The following is a 16,765-nucleotide window of genomic DNA, read 5'->3' on the forward strand; positions in this document are numbered from 1 at the left end:
GAGCAGGAGACGAGATGACCACCACCACCGAGGCGGCCCCGCAGACCGCCGCCGACCCGGCCGGCGCCCCGGCCCGTCCGGCCGGGCTGCCCGGCGAGATCCCGCACTGGATCGGCGGCGAGCGCGTGCCGTCCGCCGACGGCCGCGTCCTCGACGTCGCCGACCCGGTCTCCAACACCGCCTACGCCACCCTCGCGGCGGGCGGCGCGGCGGACGTCGACCGGGCGGTGGCCGCCGCCCGGGCCGCCTTCCCCGCCTGGTCGGCGCTCGGCAACCGGGAGCGGGCCACCGTGCTCAACAGGATCGCCGACGCGGTCGAGGCCCGCGAGGAGGAGCTGGCCGCGTTCGAGTCCTTCGACACCGGCCTGCCGATCACCCAGGCCCGCGGCCAGGCCCGGCGCGCCGCCGAGAACTTCCGCTACTTCGCCGACGTCGTCGTCGCCCTCGGCGAGGAGGCGTTCCGGGTCGGCACCCAGCAGCTCAACTACGTGGTGCGCACCCCCGTCGGCGTGGCCGGGCTGATCACCCCGTGGAACACCCCGTTCATGCTGGAGAGCTGGAAGCTGGCGCCGGCCATCGCCTCCGGCTGCACCCTGGTGCTCAAGCCCGCCGAGTGGACGCCGCTCTCGGCGAGCCTGTGGCCGGCCATCCTCACCGACGCGGGCCTGCCGGCCGGCGTGGTCAACATCGTGCACGGCCTGGGCACCGAGGCCGGGCAGGCGCTGGTGGACCACCCGGAGGTGCCGATCCTCTCCTTCACCGGCTCCACCGCCACCGGGCGGCACATCGTGCGCTGCTCGGCGGACCGGCTGAAGACGGTCTCCATGGAGCTGGGCGGCAAGTCCCCGGTGGTGGTCTTCGCGGACGCCGACGTCGAGGCGGCGCTGGACTCGGTGGTGTTCGGCGTCTTCTCGCTCAACGGCGAGCGCTGCACGGCCGGCTCCCGGGTACTGGTGGAGCGGCCGCTGTACGAGGAGTTCACCCGCCGGCTGGCCGAGCGGGCCGAGCGGGTCCGGGTCGGACTGCCGGGCGACCCGGCGACCGAGGTCGGCGCGCTGGTCCACCCCGTGCACTACCGGCGGGTGCTGGACTACGTCGAGGCCGGGAAGGCCGAGGCGCGGCTGGTGGCCGGCGGCGACCGCCCGGCGCACCTGCCGGAGGGCAACTACCTGCAGCCGACCGTCTTCGCGGACGTGCCGCGCGACGCCCGGATCTTCCAGGAGGAGATCTTCGGCCCGGTGGTGGCCGTCGCGCCGTTCGACGACGAGCGGGAGGCCATTGACCTGGCCAATGCCACCGCATACGGTCTGGCCGCATACGTGTGGACGTCCGACCTCAAGCGGGGTCACCGGGTGGCCCACGCGGTGGAGTCCGGCATGGTCTGGATCAACTCGCACAACGTCCGCGACCTGCGCACGCCGTTCGGCGGGGTGAAGGCCAGCGGCCTCGGCCGCGAGGGCGGTGCGCACAGCATCGACTTCTACACCGAGTCCAAGATCGTCCACGTGATGCTCGGGGACGTCCACACGCCGCGCTTCGGCGCCGACGAGCAGCACTGAACCCGCCCATGGGAGTCACGCAGATGGAGGTCACGCCGATGCCCACCCCGCCGGACGTCGTACGGTCCGCCTACGCCCAGCTGGTCGTCACCGACCTGCCCCGGGCCCGCTGGTTCTGGGTCGACATGCTGGGCTTCCACGTCCAGTACGAGGACGAGCGCGCGCTGTACCTGCGCGGCACCGACGAGCTGACCCACCACAGCCTGGTGCTGCGGGTGGGCGACGCGCCCGCCCTGGACCACCTCGCCTACCGGGTGCGCACCCCCGAGGACGTGGACCGCGCCGAGGAGTTCTTCACCGCGCTCGGCTGCCCGGTGCGCCGGGTGCCGGCCGGCACCGGCACGCGCGGCGTCGGCGACGCGGTGCGGGTGGTGGACCCGCTCGGCTTCCCGGTCGAGTTCTTCCACGCGATCGACCGGGCCGAACGCCTCATCCAGCGCTACGACCTGCGGCGCGGCGCCGAGGTGGCGCGGATGGACCACTTCAACATCGTGGTGCCGGACATCCCGGCCGCCTACGAGCACTACCGCTCGCTCGGCTTCGGCTGCTCGGAGACCATCGAGGGCGACGAGCACGAGCTGTACGCGGCCTGGATGTTCCGCAAGCAGACCGTGCACGACGTCGCCTTCACCAGCGGCGCCGGGCCGCGGCTGCACCACGTCGGGGTGTTCGCCCCCGAGGCGCACCAGGTGCTGCGGACGGCCGACATCTTCGGCTCGCTGCGCGCCGAGCACCACATCGAGCGCGGGCCCGGGCGGCACGGCGTGTCCAACGCCTTCTACCTGTACCTGCGCGACCCGGACGGCCACCGGGTGGAGATCTACACCTCCGACTACTACACCGGGGACCCGGACCACGAGACCTACCGCTGGAACGTGCACGACGACCGGCGCCGGGACTTCTGGGGCAACGCGGTCATCGAGTCCTGGTACAAGGAGGCGGTGCCGGTGCTGGACCTCGACGGCAAGGCGCAGCCGGTGGTCTCGGCGACGCTGGACGAGTCGGCGGTGCAGGTCGGCGCGGACGGGCTGGGCATCATCCCGGCGCCCGCGCCGGTGCCCGCCGCGGAGCGCTGATCCCTCCTGACCCCCTTGCGCCGCCCCGGGCCCGCCGGCCCGGGGCGGCGTCGTCGTCCCCGGCCCCCGGCAAGGGCCCGGCAAGGGGCCCGGCAGCGGGAAGGCCCCGCCGCCCGGGTCTCGGGGTGGCGGGGCCGGTGGGCGGGTGCTCAGAGGTGGTAGCCGTACTCGCGGAACTCCCAGTCGGTGACGTGGCGGGCGAAGCGCTCCAGCTCGGCGCGCTTGAAGGCGAGGAAGGCCGAGGTGAAGCCCTTGCCCAGCGCCTCGCAGAGCGCCGTGTCCGCCTCCAGCGCGTCCAGCGCCGCGCCCAGCGAGCCGGGCAGCACCGGCGCCTTGGCGGCGTCGTAGCCGTAGCCCTCCAGCGGCGCGGGCGGCTCGACGGCCTCCTCGACGCCGAGCGCGAGGGCGGCGACCAGGCCGGCCACGGCGAGGTAGGGGTTGGCGCCGGCGTCGCCCAGGCGGACCTCCAGCCGGGTCGACCCGCCGCGCTCCGGAGGGATGCGCACCATCGCGCTGCGGTTGTCCAGGCCCCAGTCGATCAGCCAGGGCGCCAGGGTGTCCGGCCCGAACCGCTTGTAGGAGTTGACCGTGGGGTTGAGCAGCGCGGCGAGCGCCGGGGCGTGCCGCAGGACGCCGCCGATGGCGTGCCGGGCGGTGGCGGACAGACCGTCGGGCGCGCCGGGGTCGGCGAAGGTGTTGTGCCCGTCGGCGTCGAGGCAGGAGACGTGCAGGTGGAAGCCGGAGCCGCCCTCGGCGTTGAACGGCTTGGCCATGAAGGTGGCCAGCCGGCCCTCGGTGCGGGCGATCTCCTTGACCGCGGCCTTGAAGCGGAAGGCCCGGTCGGCGGCGTCGAGGGCCTCGGAGTGGGTGAGGTTGATCTCGAACTGGCCGCCGGAGAACTCGTGGTTGCCCATGGTGGTGCCGATGCCGAGCGCGGCGAGCAGGCGCAGGGTGCGCAGCAGGTGGCCGTCCGGGTCGCCGCGGCGGCCGGCCACGTAGACGTTGCCGGGCGCGCCCGCGTACGGGCGCCAGCCGCTGGGGGCGGCCGGGTCGGGCTCGCAGAGGAAGTACTCCAGCTCCGGTCCGACGACGGCGGTCAGGCCGAGTCCGGCGAGGCGCTCGGTGACGGCGTGCAGGACCTCGCGGGGGGACTCGGGGCACGGGCGGCCGGTGCTCGGGTCGGTGATGCGGGCGAGGCACCAGGCGACGCCGGGCTCCCAGGGGAGTTCGACGAGCGTGGCGAGGTCGGGGTGGACGGTGATGTCGGGCAGGCCGGCGTCGAGGCCGCCCTCGACCGGGACGACCTCGCCGAGCGGTCCGGTGTGGTAGATCGCGCGGCAGAAGGTGAGTCCGTGGCGGACGGCGGCGGGCAGCGCGTCGACCAGGACGTCGCGGCCCCGGTCGGTGCCCATGAGGTCCGGGTAGCCGACCCGGACGACGTCGATGCCGCGGGCCCTCAGCGCGGCGGCGACCGCCTCGGGGTCCTGCGTGGCGGGTGCTTGGGGGGTGGCGACCGGGTCGGTCACGACGGGCCTCCTCGTGAGGCGGGCGTGGGGGTGGGGAGTTCACCGCGGTCCGGGCGGGCGAACGGTCGGCTCCGGCCCGGGACTCTCGTTTGGGATCAAACAATAGGCCCGACCGGCACCGCGGAACAAGCCCCTCGGGCCGATCCGCGCGATCCGGCCGGACGGGGTGACAGTCCGCCCGCCAGGGCATATCGTATGGCCCCAAACGAGAGACCGCGCGGCGCCGCTCCGGACCGCCGCCCGCCGCTCTCCCCGGCCCCCGCGATCCAGGAGGTGCCGTGGCCACCGTGCACGGCTTCTTTCACCCCAGGACGGCCACCGGCCGCTCCTCGCTCGTCCCCGCCCCGCCCTGGCACTACTCGGGCGACCTGCTGACGGTCGAGTACCGCACCGACCCCGCCCGGGTCGCCGAACTGCTGCCCGCCCCACTGGAACCCGCCGAGGAGGACCCCGGCGCCGTCGCGCTGATCTGGGCCGACTGGCAGTCCTGCGCCGCCGACGGCGCCGAGCTGCTCGACCCGGTCCGCGCCCAGTACAAGGAGTGCTTCGCCGTGGTGCGCTGCTCCTACCGGGGCCGCACCTACTCGCGCTGCGTCTACATCTGGGTGGACAAGGACTTCGCGATCGCGCGCGGACTGCACCAGGGCTACCCGAAGAAGCTCGGCTCGATCCACCAGACCCGCCCGCACCCCTACGGCCCGGCGCCCCGGCTCGCCCCCGGCGCCCGGTTCGGCGCCACCCTGGCGGCGGCCGACCGCCGGCTCGCCCAGGCGGTGGTGACGCTGCGGGAGGAGTCCGCGACCAACGGCTTCGTCAACGGGCACCCGATGGCCCACCACCGGCAGCTGCCCGCCATCGACCGGCCCGGCACCCTGGCCCTGGACGAGCTGGTGGAGAGCGGCGCCGCCGCCTTCGAGGCCGGGCCGGCCTGGCGCGGCACGGCCGAGCTGGAACTGTTCGAGGCGCCCACCGAGGAGCTGGCCGCGCTGCGGATCGAGGAGCCGATCGGTGCCTACTACCGGCAGGTCGGGGTGGTCTGGAACGGCGGGCGGGTACTGGAGTCACCCACCGGCGGCTGAGCCCCCGCGCGGGCCCGGGACCGGGGTTCGGCCGCGGGCCCGCGCGCGGGCGCCGAGGAATCGTACGGGTGCAAATGGAGTGCCCGGCGCGCTAGATTCGGCCCCACGACACGACCGCGGCCCGGCCGCGGGGAGGGGACCACCGGTGACCAACCGCACCATCGAGGAGACCGAGCTCGCCGTCCAGGCCAAGCTGGGGCAGGTACCGCTGCTGCGCGCGCAGATGGCCGCCGTCGGCAACATCCACCGCGCGGCGGCGGCCGTCCGCCAGCACCTGGAGAACTCCGTCCTGCGCGGCGCCCAGCTGACCTGGACATCCTTCGTGGTGCTCTGGGTGGTCTGGATCTGGGGCGAGATGGAGACCCGCTACGTCGCCGAGGAGGCGGGCATCTCCAAGGGCACGCTGACCGGCGTCGCCCGGACCCTCGAATCGCGCGGACTCGTCGAGCGGGTCGGCCACCCCTCGGACGGCCGGATGGTGCTGCTGCGGCTCACCGCGGCCGGCGAGGAGCTGATGGCCGGGCTGTTCCCGCGGTTCAACCAGGAGGAGGCCTTCGTGGCCGGCGCGCTCTCCGACGAGGAGTGCGAGCAGCTGGCCGGTCTGCTGCGCCGGGTCGTCGGCACCCTGGAGCAGGACGGCGAGGCCCGCCGCGCCGAGCTGACCGCCGACGCTCCCCCGCCGCCGCGCCCCGGCGGCCGCCGCCGGCGCGTCGCCTGACGCTCCGGAAGGCGTGAGGGCCCCGTCCACCGGTGGACGGGGCCCTCATGTCGTGCGCTCAGCCCCGGCGGCCCTCGGCGGCCGCGGCCTCCACCAGGGCGTCGAACACCGCCTGCTGGGCCGGGTCGGTGGCCGCCGTGTCCTCCGGGTGCCACTGCACGCCGAGGAACCAGCCGGCCGGTTCGACGAGTTCGACCGCCTCCACGGTGCCGTCGGCGGCCCGCGCCGTCACCCGCAGGCCGTGACCGAGCCGGGCCACCCGCTGGTGGTGGTAGCAGGAGACCACCCGGTCCCCCGGGCCGGCCAACCGTGCCAGCAGGCTGCCGTCGAGCGGCGTCAGCGGGTGCACCACGTGCCGGTGGTCGAGCCCGGGGCCGCCCATGTCCTGCTCCAGGGTGCCCCCGAGCACGGTGTTGACGACCTGCAGGCCCCGGCAGACCGCGAGCGTCGGCAGTCCGGCGAGCAGGGCGTACTCGGCGAGCGCGAGGTCGAAGGCGTCCTGACCGGCGTGCAGGTCGTAGACGTCGGGGTGCCGGGAGTCCTCGCCGTAGTGCGCCGGATCGAGGTCCCCGCCGCCGGGCAGCAGCAGTCCGGAGCAGCGCGCGAGCCGTTCGGCGACCTCCTCGGCGCCGGCGGCCCCGGGCGCGCCCGGTCCGGCGGGCAGCATCACGAACGGCTCGCCGCCGGCCCGGTAGACGGCCTCGGCGAGCGCCTCGGCGGCCACCACGGCGGCGTACCGCAGCGCCGAGACGGAGGCCGAGAAGCGGGCGGGCAGCGCGATCAGCGGCCTGGGCGCGCTCACAGCCGGATCCAGGTGGTCTTGAGGTCGGTGTACTTGTCCAGCGCGTGCGCGGACTTGTCGCGCCCGTGCCCGGACTGCCGGACGCCGCCGAAGGGCACTTCGAGTCCGCCCTCCTCGTAGCAGTTGACCCAGACGGTACCCGCCCGCAGCGCCCGCGACATCCGGTGCGCGGTGGACAGGTCGGCCGTCCACAGGCCGGCGGCCAGCCCGTAGACGCTGTCGTTGGCGATCCGGACGGCCTCCTCGGGGGTGTCGAAGACCTGGACGGCGAGCACCGGGCCGAACACCTCCTCGTGGGCAAGCCGCATCCGCGGGCCGACCCGGTCGAAGACCGTCGGCTCCAGGTAGGACCCGCCGCTGTCGGGGAGCACCGCCCGGCCGCCGGCCCGCAGCCGGGCGCCGTCCCGGTGGGCGGCCTCGATGTGTCCGAGGACGCGCTCGCGGTGGGCGGCGGTCACCAGCGGGCCCATCTCGGTGGCCGGGTCCAGCGGGTCGCCGATCCGCAGGGTGCGGGCGCGCTCGACCACGGCGTCCACCACCCGGTCGGCGACCGACCGGTGGACCAGCAGCCGGGACGGAGCGGTGCACATCTCGCCCTGGTTGAAGAAGATGCCCCAGGCGGCGGTGGCCGCCGCCCGGTCCAGGTCGGGGGCGTCGGGCAGCACGATGTTCGGGGACTTGCCGCCGAGTTCGAGCCAGACCCGCTTGAGGTTGGAGTCGGCGGCGTAACGCAGGAAGTGCCGCCCGACCTCGGTGGAGCCGGTGAAGGCGAGCGCGTCGACGTCCGGGTGGCGCCCGAGCGCGCGCCCGGCCTCCGGGCCCTGTCCGGCCAGCACGTTGAGCACGCCGTCGGGCAGTCCGGCCTCGACGGCCAGCGCGCCCAGGCGCAGCGCGGACAACGGGGACTGCTCGGCGGGCTTGAGGACGACGGTGCAGCCGGCGGCGAGGGCGGGCGCGGCCTTCCAGGCGGCCATGGTGAGCGGGAAGTTCCAGGGCACCACGGCCGCCACGACGCCGACCGGCTCCCGGGTGACCAGTGCCAGGGCGTCGCCGGGGGTGTGCGGGGCCTCGTCGGTGAGCTTGCCGGCGAGTTCGCCGTACCAGCGGAAGGTGGCGGCGACGGCGCGCAGTTCGATGTCGCGCGCCTCGGTGACCGGCTTGCCCATCTCCAGGCTGATCAGCAGGGCGAGTTCGTCGCGGTGCCGCTCGACCAGGTCGGCGAGCCGTTGGAGCGCGCGGCCGCGTTCGACGGGGGCGAGCCGGGGCCAGGGGCCGTGGTCGAAGGCCCGCCGGGCGGCGGCGACGGCGGCGTCCGCCTCGGCCCGCCCGCCGGCGGCGACCTCGGCCAGCAGGCGGCCGTCACGCGGGGAGACCACCGGGAAGGTGGCGCCGCCGCCCGGTTCCGGGGCGCCGCCGATGAGGTGGGCGGTCGGGAGGGCGAGTGCGCGGGCGCGCCGCCGCCATCCTTCGTGGGTGTCGTCGTCGTGGGGTGCGCCCGTCACGGTGCCTCCGGTCGAACTCGCGGTGGCGCGAAGGCCACCCAGGTGTCATTTGGAGGCAAACGATAACCAAGGACCCGGCCGCTTCCAAGGGTTGACCTCCACGGATCCCGGGCCCTACGTTGTTTGGAGCCAAACGAGAATCAGGAGGGCGCGCATGTCCGTCCACCCTGCGGCCGCCGCCGACGCGCCGCCGCCCCACCTCGCGACGGTGGCCGGGGTCCCCGTGGACACCCGCCACTGGATCGGCGGACGCCGCGTCGCCTCCGCCGACACCTTCGCCGACCACTCCCCGATCGACGGCGCCGAACTGGCCCGGATCGCCCGGGGCACCGCCGCCGAGGCCGACGCCGCGGTCGCCGCCGCCACCGCCGCCTTCCCCGACTGGGCCGCCACCGCCCCCGCCGAACGCGCCCGGCTGCTGCACGCGATCGCCGACGGCGTCGAGGCCCGGCTGGAGGACCTCGCCGCCGTCGAGACCGCCGACAACGGGGCCCTGCTCCGCTCCCACCGGCGCGGCGTGATGCCCCGGGTCGCCCACAACTTCCGGTTCTTCGCCGACCGGCTGCTCGCCCTCGGCCACCCCGGACTGGACACCCGCGGCCACGCCAACCGGGTCAGCTGGGACCCGGCCGGACCGAGCGTCCTGATCACGCCCTGGAACGCCCCGCTGATGCTCGCCACCTGGAAGGTCGCCCCCGCCCTCGCGGCCGGCAACACCGTCGTCCTCAAGCCCGCCGAGTGGTCCCCGCTCACCGCCTCGCTGCTCGCCGACATCGCTGCCTCGGCCGGACTGCCCGACGGCGTCCTCAACGTCGTCCAGGGCCTGGGCGCCGAGGTCGGCGCTCCGCTCACCGCCCACCCCGGCGTACGGCGGATCAGCTTCACCGGCTCCGTCCCCACCGCCCGGCGGATCGCCGAGGCCGCCGGACGCAACCTCACCCCGGTCAGCCTGGAACTCGGCGGCAAGTCCCCGCTGCTGGTCTTCGCCGACGCCGACCTCGACCTCGCCGCGGAGCTCGCCGTCGAGCAGTTCGACAACGCCGGACAGGTCTGCCTGGCCGCCACCCGGCTGCTCGTCGAGGCCTCGGTGGCCGAGGAGTTCACCGCCCGGCTCACCGCCCGCGCCGCCGCGCTGCGCCAGGGCGACCCGCGCGCGGAGTCCACCGACCTCGGCCCCAACATCCACCCGCGCCAGCTGGAGCGGATCGACGGCTTCGTACGGCGGGCCCTGGCCACCGGCGCCCGCGCGGTGTTCGGCGGCGGGCCCAACGAGGAGCTGGGCGGCCTCCACTACCGGCCCACCCTGCTGACCGACGTCCACCAGGACTCCGAGATCGTCCAGGAGGAGGTGTTCGGCCCGGTGCTCACCCTGCAGACCTTCGACAGCGAGGAGGAGGCGGTGGCCCTGGCCAACGGCACCCGCTTCGGCCTGGCCGCCACCCTCGCCACCGGTGACCGGGAACGCGCCGACCGGGTCGCCGACCGGCTGGTGGCCGGCACCGTCTGGGTGAACTGCTTCTTCGTCCGCGACCTGCGCGCCCCGTTCGGCGGCTCGCGCGAGTCCGGGATCGGCCGCGAGGGCGGCGACTGGAGCTTCGACTTCTACGCCGACGTCCGCAACACCGTCACCGCGCCGAGGGGGTGGGCGGACCGTGGGTGAGATCGTCGGCGCCGGGCTGCTCGCCCACGTGCCCACCATCGTGCTGCCCGAGGCCACCCGGCGCGAGCTCAACGAGGGCCGGGAGTTCACCCTGGTCACCGGCCTGCGCGAGCTGCGCCGGGACGTCTTCGAGACGCTGGACTACGACACCGTCGTCGTCCTCGACTCGCACTGGGCCACCACCGTCGAGTTCGTGATCGCCGCCCAGCAGCGCCGGGCCGGGCTGTTCACCTCCGAGGAGCTGCCGCGCGGCATGCGACGGATGCTCTACGACTACCCCGGGGACCAGGAACTCGCCCACGCGGTCGCCCGGTTCGCCGATCGCCACGGCACCTGGATCACCCCGATCGACGACCCCTGCCTGCCCGTCCACTACGCCACGATCAACCTCTGGAAGTACCTCGGCGAGGGGCTGGCCGACAAGCGCTGGCTGAGCATCGGCGTCTGCCAGACCGGCGACGCCGAGGACCACCTGCGGCTCGGCCGGGCGCTCGCCGACGGCATCGCGGCCGTCGACCGCAGGGTCCTGGTGATCGCCTCGGGGGCGTTCTCGCACACCTTCTGGCCGCTGCGCCAACTGCGCGACCACGAGTCCGGCGACCCCGCGCACATCTTCACCCCCGAGGCGAGGGCCGCCGACGAGCAGCGGATCACCTGGTTCCGCGAGGGCCGGCACGACCGGGTGCTCGACACCATGGACGACTTCCAGCGGTTCAAGCCCGAGGCCCGCTTCGGCCACTACCTGATGCTGGCCGGCGCCCTCGGCGAGCAGCGCTGCACCGCGCCCGCGCGGCAGTACGGGGAGTACGAGAACTCGGTCGGCACCGGGCAGGCGCTGCTCTGGTTCGACCGCCCGACAGCGGGCTGGACCGCGCCGCCCGCCGGCGCCGCCGCCCACCGGCACGACCCGCACCACCACGTCGACCCGCACCACCACGTCGACCCGCACGAGGCCGACCCGTACGAGGAGACCGCCCATGCCTGAGTACCGCCGGATCCTCCTCGACGGCGCGGCCGTCGAGGTGCGCCGCGAGGGCGAGGAGCTGGTGGCCGGCGACGGCCGCCGCGTCGCCGCCGACGCCGCCCGGCACCTGCCGCCGGTCGTCCCGGGCAAGATCGTCGCCGTCCACCTCAACCACCGCAGCCGCGTCGAGGAGTTCGGGATCCGGCTCACCCCGGCCCCGACCTACTTCCACAAGCCGGTCTCCGCCCTCAACGCCCACGGCGGAGCGGTCGTGCGCCCCGAGGGCTGCCACTACCTCAACTACGAGGGCGAGGTGGCGATCGTGATCGGCCGCACCTGCCGCAACATCGCCCCCGCCGAGGCCGGCGCGTACATCGCCGGCTACACCGTCGCCAACGACTTCGGCCTGCACGACTTCCGGGACACCGACGCCGGCTCGATGCTCCGGGTCAAGGGCTCCGACACCCTCGGCCCGCTCGGACCGGGCCTGGTCACCGACTGGGACTTCCGCGGCAAGTACCTGCGCACCTACGTCAACGGCGTGCTCGTCCAGGACGGTTCCACGGACGAGATGGAGTGGGACATGCACTACCTGGTCGCCGACATCGCCCGCACCATCACCCTGCACCCCGGCGACGTCCTGCTCTCCGGCACCCCCGCCAACTCCCGGCCGGTCCGGCCCGGGGACATCGTCGAGGTCGAGGCCGAGGGCCTCGGCCGGCTGCGCAACCACGTGGTCACCGGCCCCACCCCGATCCGCACCGACGTCGGGGCCCAGGTGACGGCCAGTGAGGAGGTCCTCTCCACCGCCCTCGGCGGCGACTGGGAGTTCCGCGGCATCAGGCCCCCGGTGCGGACCGCCTCCTGAGCACGGACCGGCGCGGGGCGGACGGCGGCCCGCCCCGCGCCGTACGGGCCGGACCCCCGCCCCGGCCGTCGTCCTCGGCCGTCGGTCAGCGACGCATGAGCGCGAAGACGCCCCAGCCGACGTACTCGCGTTCGTAGCGCACGTAACGCGCCGGACCGGCGTGGAGCTCCGCACGCAGTTCGGCGGCGAGTTCGTCCTCGGGGTGGGCGTCGAGCCAGCGGCGGACGTTCAGCCACTGCGCGGCCCGGTAGCGGTCCCAGCTGTCCTGATCGGCGAGGACCATCTCCACGACGTCGTAGCCGAGCGCGCCGAACTGTTCGACGAGCCCGGGCAGCGGCAGCAAGTCGTCGACGCTCTCGACGTGGCAGCCGGTCACGACGGCCTGGTCAGCCGGCCGGCGCCGCCAGAACGGCTCGCCGATGAGCATGATCCCGTCCGGCTTGAGGCTCTGCCGCAGGAGCCGGACCGTGCCGGGGACGCCACCGCCGATCCAGGTGGCACCGACGCAGGCGGCGACGTCGACGGGCTCGTCGGCCACATGGCCGGAGGCGTCCCCGTGGACGAAACGCACGCGATCGGTGACACCGACTTCGGCGGCGCGGGTCCGCGCCCGGTCGATGAACGCCGTACTGATGTCCACTCCGGCCCCGGTGATCCGGTGGTCCCGGGCCCAGGTGCACAACAGCTCCCCCGACCCGCAGGCCAGGTCGAGCACGCTCGCGCCGGGCGACAGCCGGAGCGCCTGCCCGAGCATGGCCAGCTTCTCGCTGGTGAACGGGTCGTGGATGCGGTGACTGCTCTCGCGGATGACGAAACTACGTGGAAGATCCACTTCGGGGGGCCCTTCGGCTGGATGAGGTCATGGCAACTGTTCGCGGCTTCCGCCAGTCCGCCGCGCCGGTCCGAACGCTCATCCCGCAACACCCCCGCAGTCATCACCGTTGCCGATGGTCGCCAAGCTAGGCCGACGGCCTGCGACTGTCCACCGGTTTTCCGAGCGCGCGCCCCACCGGGGGCGGCGGACACCGCTTGCATTTAGGGCGCGCATGCAATTATTGTTCCAGCAGAGATTGCGGCTGCAATCACTCGCGGGTTCCGTCTGCACTCCGCCCTCCGTCCTGACCAGGAGAGTCCGACATGAGCACCAGCCTCTTCAGCCCCTTCACCCTGCGGTCGCTCACCATCCCGAACCGGATCTGGATGCCGCCGATGTGCCAGTACAGCGCCGCGCCGGACGGCGAGCTGGCGGGCGTTCCGCACGACTGGCACTTCACCCACCAGGCCGCACGCGCCGCCGGCGGCACCGGGCTGATCATCACCGAGGCCACCGCCGTCAGCCCCGAGGGCCGGATCTCGCCCTACGACCTCGGCCTGTGGAACGACACCCAGACCGAGGCCTTCCGCCGGATCACCGCCTTCCTCAAGGCGCAGGGCACCGTGCCCGCGATCCAGCTCGGCCATGCCGGGCGCAAGGCGTCCACCGAGCGGACCTGGGTCGACCGCGGCCGCGCGATCCACCCGGACGAGGCGCACGGCTGGACGCCGCTCGCCCCCAGCGCCCTCCCGTTCGACGACGCCCGGGTCACGCCGGAGGAGCTGACCGTCGAGCAGATCGCGGAGATCGTCGGCCAGTTCGCCGACGCCGCCCGGCGCGCGCTCGACGCCGGCTTCCAGGTCGTCGAGATCCACGGCGCGCACGGCTACCTCGTCCACGAGTTCCTCTCCCCGTTCAGCAACCGCCGCACCGACGCGTACGGCGGCTCCTTCGAGGGCCGGACCCGCTTCGCGCTGGAGGTCGTGGACGCCGTCCGCGCGGTGTGGCCCGAGGACCTGCCGGTCTTCTTCCGCATCTCCGCGACCGACTGGCTCACCGAGAACCCCGAGGACGGGCGCGAGGGCTGGACCTCGGCGGAGACCGTCCGCCTCGCCAAGGAACTGCTCTCGCACGGCGTCGACCTGCTCGACGTCTCCACCGGCGGCCTGGTGCCCGACGCCCGGATCGAGGCCGCCCCCGGCTTCCAGGTCCCGTTCGCCGAAGCGGTCCGCCAGGAGACCGACCTGCCGGTGGCGACCGTCGGCCTGATCACCGAGCCGGCCCAGGCCCAGCAGATCCTCACCGACGGCCGCGCCGACGCCGTCCTGATCGGCCGCGAGCTGCTGCGCAACCCGTACTGGGCCCGCCACGCGGCCACCGCGCTCGGCGGCGAGGTCGCCACCCCGTCGCCGTACCACCGGGCCTGACGAGCCCGCAGCGCCCCGGCCGCCGTCCCGCTGAACAGGGACGGCGGCCGGGGCGCTGCGGCGTTCCCGGGCGCCGCCCGCCGCCCATGCCATCCGTCCTGTCAGCGGCGGCCGGTACCTTGTGTCCGCCCGTGCGACGCGACATGAAGGAGTGCCCATGACGACGCCCGAGACGGCTCCGGCGACCGACCCCGGCGCGTGGGACGCCGCGCTGGCCAGTGCCTTCGCGATCCTGCTCGACGGAAGCCCGGCCGTCGATCCGGCCGTCGGACCCGCCACCGGGTACGGGGTCTACTACGCCTCGGACTCCCTCGACGAGTTCCTGTTCCCGAGCCCCTGGACGACTTCTGACGCGCTGTCCGGCCGGGAACCGAGGCAGCTGCCGGATCCGGACGGCGAGTACCCCTTCTCCCCCTGGACCTGGCGGTTCGACCTGGGCGGATCGCTGTTCCGCTTCGACGCCGACCTCCTGGCGGGAACGGGACCGTGGGGCGAGGACGGCCACAAGGGCCCCCGGCCGTTCGACGACGCCTTCGTCGCCGACCTGCGGACCGTCGCCGTCGTCGACGAGTTCGACGAGGCGCTGGTGCACGGCGCCGACCTGGGCCCGCTCCTGGCCCGCCACGAGGTTGATCTGACCGGCAGGAACGCCGAGAAGCTGAACACCTGGCTGACCGTGCTGCTGCGCGTCGCCACCGACGGCACGCTCACCGACGCCCTGCGGGCCGCCACGTTCACCGAGCGCGGCCCCGAACACCTGGTGTCGGTCGGCGACATGAGCCGCGCCCGCGAGGCCGCCGAGCCCTGGGAGGAGCGGCTCAGCACGCTCACCCACCCCGCGCTCCGTGACCACCTGCGGATGCTCTGCCTCTCCCCGAACGACGCGCGCAGCGAGGGCGGCTTCTACTCCGGCGCCGACGGCTGGCCGTGGAGCGACATCCTGGAGGCGGTCGGCTGCTCCCTGGTGGCGGGCTGGGGCTTCGGCGAGTCTCAGGCCGGAACCGCCGTCGTACGACTGCCGGAGCAGCCGCCGGCGCGCTGAGCGGGTGGGCGGCCGCGCCAACGACGCGGCCGCCCGCCCGGTCAGTTGCCGGCCCCGGTGCCGAACAGGTGCAGTTCGTAGGTGTCGCCACCCCGGTCCTCGCTGTGCCACTTCCGCAGGAAGGCCGCCGTCGCGCCGCGCCGCAGCAGCGGACTGGTGACGGTGAGACCCGGTCCCGTCGCGAAGAGCTCGTCCACCCGGGGCACCATGCCGTCCAGCCAGGCCCGGACCTCCGCCGGGGTCCCAGCCGGACGGTCCGCACCCGCGCATTGCCGCAGGAACGCGATGCGGTCGACCGCCGTGGCCGTCACGGAGCAGGTCACCCTCTCCAACTCGCCGTCGAAGGACCACACGGCGGCGATCCACTCCACCACTCCGCCGTCCGCCTTCTCCCCCGCCGCATGCCAGACGGGCGGCCCCGGGAAGTCGACCTTCTCCCGTTCCTTCAGCGTGATGCCCCGGCCTGCGGCGAGACGCTTCAGGAAGGTCTCGCCGGTGTAGCCGGGCTCGATCACCCGGGCCCTGAGCGGCGGCAGCGCGGACTCCCCGGTCACCGGACGGTCCGGCCAGTCCGCCACCGTTCGGGTGTCGACCACCGGCGGCGAGAGGGCCGGCGGCGGTTCGGCCGGACCCTCGGCACCCACGGGGCCGCCCGCCCGCTCCACCCCCTCGCGTTTGAGCAGCGAGCACTCGGAGACGGAGACCAGGAGCGCCAGGGTGGCGAGCACGGTCGCCGTCCGGGTCACGGTGGCACGGGTGGCGTTCACCGGGTCTTGAACTCCTCGATGGCCTCGCGAATGGTGCGGCCCATGAGTTCGCTGCCGGCGTGGCCGGAGTCCTCGATGATGTGCAGGCGGGCTCCCGGCCAGGCCTTGGCCAGCTCCCAGGCCGTCTGCACCGGGCAGCCCATGTCGTGCCGGCCGTGCACCAGCACCGCCGGGATGCCGGCCAGCTTGGGGGCATCGCGGATGAGCTGCCCTTCCTCCAGCCACGCGCCGTGGCCGAAGACATGGGCGCAGATCCGCACGAAGGCGATCCGGGCGTCGGTCTCCTGGCGGCTGTACATGCCGGGCACGCCGTTGGGCTCGTCGGAGACGACGGCGTCCTCCCAGGCCAGCCACTGCGCGGCGGCCCGCTCGCGGACGGCCCGGTCCGGATGCTCCATCAGCCGGGCGTAGGCGGCGAGCAGGTCGCCGTCGCGCTCGTCCTCGGGGACGCCGTCGCGGAAGCGGTCCCAGGCCTCCGGGTGGAACTGCCCGGCGCCCCGGTAGAGCCAGTCGATCTCCGAGCGGCGGGCGGTGAACACGGCCGCGATCACCACCTCGGTCACCCGCTCGGGGTGTTGCTGCGCGTAGGCGACGGAGAGCGCCGAACCCCAGGAGGCGCCGTTCACCAACCACCGTTCGATGCCGAGGTGTTCGCGCAGCCGCTCGATGTCGTCGATGAGGTGCTGCGTGGTGTTCAGCCGCATGTCCGCCGCCGGGTCGCCGGCGTGCGGGGTGCTGCGGCCGCAGTTGCGCTGGTCGAAGCGGATCACCCGGTAGGCGTCCGGGTCCCACGCCCTCGTCGGACGGTCCGGGGTGCCCGCCCCCGGACCGCCGTGGATCTGCACGGCGGGCTTGCCGTCCGGGTTGCCGAGCTGTTCGTAGTAGAGGCGGTTGCCGTCTCCGGTGTCGAGGAACCCGCGGTCGTAGGGGGCGGTCGGAGGATAGAAGTCAACCATGACCT

15 protein-coding genes are annotated in these 16,765 nt (G+C 74.4%); 9 read left to right on the top strand and 6 right to left on the bottom strand.

Features of this window, described 5'->3' with window-relative positions; translation table 11 throughout:
* The first annotated feature begins 14 nt into the window (after positions 1-14).
* On the top strand, positions 15-1,559 hold the full coding sequence (hpaE, locus tag ACFVVU_RS08385) for a 5-carboxymethyl-2-hydroxymuconate semialdehyde dehydrogenase (protein WP_387788778.1): 1,545 nt from the start codon (positions 15-17) through the stop codon (positions 1,557-1,559).
* Between the two features lie 8 nt (positions 1,560-1,567).
* On the top strand, positions 1,568-2,635 hold the full coding sequence (gene hpaD / locus ACFVVU_RS08390; protein ID WP_380685631.1) for a 3,4-dihydroxyphenylacetate 2,3-dioxygenase: 1,068 nt from the start codon (positions 1,568-1,570) through the stop codon (positions 2,633-2,635).
* A gap of 149 nt (positions 2,636-2,784) precedes the next feature.
* Here the strand turns inward: hpaD and ACFVVU_RS08395 are convergent, their stop codons facing one another.
* Positions 2,785-4,047, bottom strand: a complete 1,263-nt coding sequence (locus tag ACFVVU_RS08395) for a glutamine synthetase family protein (protein WP_380689972.1) — start codon at positions 4,045-4,047, stop codon at positions 2,785-2,787.
* A gap of 392 nt (positions 4,048-4,439) precedes the next feature.
* Here ACFVVU_RS08395 and ACFVVU_RS08400 point away from each other — a divergent pair, with 392 nt between their 5' ends.
* On the top strand, positions 4,440-5,240 hold the full coding sequence (locus ACFVVU_RS08400) for an acetoacetate decarboxylase family protein (RefSeq protein ID WP_387788779.1): 801 nt from the start codon (positions 4,440-4,442) through the stop codon (positions 5,238-5,240).
* Between the two features lie 145 nt (positions 5,241-5,385).
* Positions 5,386-5,958: a MarR family winged helix-turn-helix transcriptional regulator gene (locus ACFVVU_RS08405; protein WP_387788780.1), complete on the top strand. Its 573-nt coding sequence runs from the start codon at positions 5,386-5,388 to the stop codon at positions 5,956-5,958.
* 58 nt (positions 5,959-6,016) lie between these two features.
* Here the strand turns inward: ACFVVU_RS08405 and ACFVVU_RS08410 are convergent, their stop codons facing one another.
* Positions 6,017-6,760 carry a gamma-glutamyl-gamma-aminobutyrate hydrolase family protein gene (locus ACFVVU_RS08410; RefSeq protein WP_387788781.1) on the bottom strand — a complete coding sequence of 248 codons (744 nt, stop codon included), beginning with the start codon at positions 6,758-6,760 and terminating at the stop codon, positions 6,017-6,019.
* Positions 6,757-8,262 (bottom strand): aldehyde dehydrogenase, encoded by a 1,506-nt coding sequence (locus tag ACFVVU_RS08415; RefSeq protein WP_387788782.1) that lies wholly within the window; start codon positions 8,260-8,262, stop codon positions 6,757-6,759. The genes ACFVVU_RS08410 and ACFVVU_RS08415 overlap by 4 nt, the downstream gene beginning before the upstream one ends.
* A 154-nt stretch (positions 8,263-8,416) precedes the next feature.
* Between ACFVVU_RS08415 and ACFVVU_RS08420 the strand changes: the two genes are divergently transcribed.
* Genes ACFVVU_RS08420 through ACFVVU_RS08430 form a run of 3 tightly spaced genes read left to right on the top strand, consistent with a single transcriptional unit; the run spans position 8,417 to position 11,754 of the window.
* Entirely contained in the window at positions 8,417-9,922 is a 1,506-nt protein-coding gene (locus ACFVVU_RS08420; protein ID WP_387788783.1) for an aldehyde dehydrogenase, read from the top strand.
* Entirely contained in the window at positions 9,915-10,907 is a 993-nt protein-coding gene (locus tag ACFVVU_RS08425; protein ID WP_387788784.1) for a 3,4-dihydroxyphenylacetate 2,3-dioxygenase, read from the top strand. Before ACFVVU_RS08420 ends, ACFVVU_RS08425 begins: the two co-directional genes overlap by 8 nt.
* Complete coding sequence (locus tag ACFVVU_RS08430; RefSeq protein WP_380688098.1) at positions 10,900-11,754, top strand: fumarylacetoacetate hydrolase family protein; 855 nt, start codon at positions 10,900-10,902, stop codon at positions 11,752-11,754. Before ACFVVU_RS08425 ends, ACFVVU_RS08430 begins: the two co-directional genes overlap by 8 nt.
* Positions 11,755-11,839: 85 nt before the next feature.
* Here ACFVVU_RS08430 and ACFVVU_RS08435 read toward each other — a convergent pair whose 3' ends face one another.
* Entirely contained in the window at positions 11,840-12,586 is a 747-nt protein-coding gene (locus ACFVVU_RS08435; protein WP_387788785.1) for an SAM-dependent methyltransferase, read from the bottom strand.
* Between the two features lie 305 nt (positions 12,587-12,891).
* On the opposite strand from ACFVVU_RS08435, the gene ACFVVU_RS08440 reads away from it, so the two are divergent.
* Positions 12,892-13,995 (top strand): NADH:flavin oxidoreductase/NADH oxidase, encoded by a 1,104-nt coding sequence (locus ACFVVU_RS08440; RefSeq protein ID WP_380690055.1) that lies wholly within the window; start codon positions 12,892-12,894, stop codon positions 13,993-13,995.
* A 157-nt stretch (positions 13,996-14,152) separates the two neighbouring features.
* Positions 14,153-15,037, top strand: coding sequence for a hypothetical protein (locus ACFVVU_RS08445; protein ID WP_387788786.1), 885 nt, complete (start codon positions 14,153-14,155; stop codon positions 15,035-15,037).
* Positions 15,038-15,078: 41 nt separating this feature from the next.
* Here the strand turns inward: ACFVVU_RS08445 and ACFVVU_RS08450 are convergent, their stop codons facing one another.
* Positions 15,079-15,804 carry a hypothetical protein gene (locus tag ACFVVU_RS08450; protein WP_387788787.1) on the bottom strand — a complete coding sequence of 242 codons (726 nt, stop codon included), beginning with the start codon at positions 15,802-15,804 and terminating at the stop codon, positions 15,079-15,081.
* On the bottom strand, positions 15,801-16,760 hold the full coding sequence (gene pip, locus ACFVVU_RS08455) for a prolyl aminopeptidase (RefSeq protein ID WP_387788788.1): 960 nt from the start codon (positions 16,758-16,760) through the stop codon (positions 15,801-15,803). The genes ACFVVU_RS08450 and pip overlap by 4 nt, the downstream gene beginning before the upstream one ends.
* Between the last annotated feature and the right edge of the window lie 5 nt (positions 16,761-16,765).

Origin of the sequence: Kitasatospora sp. NPDC057965 (genome assembly GCF_042887135.1) — a bacterium.
GTDB lineage: Bacteria > Actinomycetota > Actinomycetes > Streptomycetales > Streptomycetaceae > Kitasatospora.

What these genes read in the sequence shown, in the direction of transcription:
- hpaE (WP_387788778.1), top strand. Translation starts at nt 15, where the DNA reads ATGACCACCACCACCGAGGCGGCCCCGCAGACCGCCGCCGACCCGGCC.
- hpaD (WP_380685631.1), top strand. Translation starts at nt 1,568, where the DNA reads ATGGGAGTCACGCAGATGGAGGTCACGCCGATGCCCACCCCGCCGGAC.
- ACFVVU_RS08395 (WP_380689972.1), bottom strand. Translation starts at nt 4,047, where the DNA reads ATGGGCACCGACCGGGGCCGCGACGTCCTGGTCGACGCGCTGCCCGCC.
- ACFVVU_RS08420 (WP_387788783.1), top strand. Translation starts at nt 8,417, where the DNA reads ATGTCCGTCCACCCTGCGGCCGCCGCCGACGCGCCGCCGCCCCACCTC.
- ACFVVU_RS08430 (WP_380688098.1), top strand. Translation starts at nt 10,900, where the DNA reads ATGCCTGAGTACCGCCGGATCCTCCTCGACGGCGCGGCCGTCGAGGTG.
- ACFVVU_RS08440 (WP_380690055.1), top strand. Translation starts at nt 12,892, where the DNA reads ATGAGCACCAGCCTCTTCAGCCCCTTCACCCTGCGGTCGCTCACCATC.
- ACFVVU_RS08445 (WP_387788786.1), top strand. Translation starts at nt 14,153, where the DNA reads ATGACGACGCCCGAGACGGCTCCGGCGACCGACCCCGGCGCGTGGGAC.
- pip (WP_387788788.1), bottom strand. Translation starts at nt 16,760, where the DNA reads ATGGTTGACTTCTATCCTCCGACCGCCCCCTACGACCGCGGGTTCCTC.